The organism is Pseudomonas sp. NPDC087614 (assembly GCF_044743485.1).
GTDB classification, from domain to species: Bacteria; Pseudomonadota; Gammaproteobacteria; order Pseudomonadales; family Pseudomonadaceae; genus Aquipseudomonas; species Aquipseudomonas baetica_A.
The window spans coordinates 1-1413 of the sequence record NZ_JBIUWN010000188.1 but is presented as its reverse complement, the minus strand read 5'-3'; the positions used below and the strand labels follow the sequence as shown (position 1 = coordinate 1413).

Annotated in this window: 1 pseudogene; it reads right to left on the bottom strand. The window is 59.2% G+C overall.

From position 1 onward, the window contains the following. A pseudogene (gene gltB / locus ACIOWA_RS27995) lies at window positions 1-1385 on the bottom strand (glutamate synthase large subunit); the annotation flags it as partial. Between the last annotated feature and the right edge of the window lie 28 nt (window positions 1386-1413).

Here is a 1413-nt window from a genome sequence, read left to right as displayed (position 1 = left end):
TGATACATCTTCATGTATTGCTTGAGCTGATCGACGTCGTAGAAAGCCGAACCGTGATCGTTGTCTTCCATGGTCGCCTGAATGCGCAGGGCATTCTTGCGCAGCCATTGCTTGTACGGATGACGGGATTTCAAGCGGTTGTCGATCGCATCGGTGTCGAGGATCTGCCCGGTTTCAGTGTCCACGGCGAGGATCTGCCCCGGGCCGACACGGCCCTTGGCGATCACGTCTTCTGGCTGGTAGTTCCAGACGCCGATTTCCGAAGCAACGGTGATGAAACCGTTGGTGGTGGTGACCCAGCGCGCCGGGCGCAAACCGTTACGGTCAAGCAGGCACACCGCGTAGCGACCATCGGTCATGACCACGCCGGCCGGGCCGTCCCAAGGCTCCATGTGCATCGAGTTGTACTCGTAGAACGCACGCAGATCCGGGTCCATGGTTTCAACGTTCTGCCACGCAGGCGGAATGATCATCCGCACGCCACGGAACAGGTCGATGCCGCCGGTGACCATCAGTTCGAGCATGTTGTCCATGCTCGAGGAGTCGGAACCGACACGGTTGACCAGCGGGCCGAGTTCTTCCAGATCCATCAGATCGTTGGTGAACTTGGTCCGACGGGCCTGCGCCCAGTTACGGTTACCGGTGATCGTGTTGATCTCGCCGTTGTGGGCGAGGAAGCGGAATGGCTGAGCCAGCGGCCATTTCGGCAGGGTGTTGGTGGAGAAACGCTGGTGGAACACGCAGATCGCGGTTTGCAGGCGCTCGTCGCTCAGGTCTGGATAGAACGCGGCCAGGTCGGCCGGCATCATCAGGCCTTTATAAATGATGGTCTTGTGCGAAAAGCTGCAGATGTAGTGGTCGGAGTCGACGGCATTGGCCACCGACGAACGACGGCGGGCGCTGAACAACTTGACCGCCATGTCCTGATCGCTCAGGCCTTCGCCGCCGATGTAGACCTGCTCGATCTGCGGCAGGCGCTCAAGGGCCAGGCGACCAAGGACGCTGGTGTCGATTGGCACTTTGCGCCAGCCGATCAGTTGCAGGCCTTCAGCGAGGATCTCGCGGTTCATGTTCTCGCGAGCGGCTTCGGCCTTGGCCGGATCCTGATTGAAGAAGACCATGCCCACGGCATATTGCTTGGGCAGTTCGACGCTGAAGGCTTCCTGGGCAATCGCACGCAGGAACGCATCGGGCTTTTGAATCAGCAGACCGCAACCGTCACCGGTCTTGCCGTCGGCATTAATCCCACCGCGGTGGGTCATGCAGGTCAGGGCCTCAATGGCCGTTTGCAAAAGGGTATGACTGGGCTCGCCCTGCATATGGGCTATCAGGGCGAAACCGCAGTTATCCTTGAATTCTTCTGGTTGGTACAGTCCTGCTTTCATAGACACTTTCTCACCAGGCTTCCTCTTT